Consider the following 253-nt stretch of genomic DNA (forward strand, 5'->3'; position numbering starts at 1 on the left):
CATTTTTGATCAGGAGGATGAAAGCGCTTTCGTCAAAATTCATGACGGGGAGTACATAAAAGGGGCCAAACGTATCTACATGACTGCCACCCCGCGTATTTATGGGGAAATAGCCAAGAGCAAAGCTGAGACGGAGAATGTAGCCCTCTGTTCCATGGATGATGAAGCCCTGTACGGAAAGGAACTGTTCGTCATCACCTTCTCCGAAGCGGTACAACGGGGCCTCCTGGTAGATTACAAGGTGATCGTGCTG

1 protein-coding gene is annotated in these 253 nt (G+C 49.4%); it reads left to right on the plus strand.

The annotated features are described in order from the left end of the window. The coding region (locus IV91_RS16420) for a hypothetical protein (RefSeq protein ID WP_035418944.1) at positions 1-253 on the plus strand (253 nt) is incomplete at both ends.

Source organism: Ferrovum myxofaciens (genome assembly GCF_000735045.1).
In the GTDB taxonomy this organism is placed as follows: domain Bacteria; phylum Pseudomonadota; class Gammaproteobacteria; order Burkholderiales; family Ferrovaceae; genus Ferrovum; species Ferrovum myxofaciens.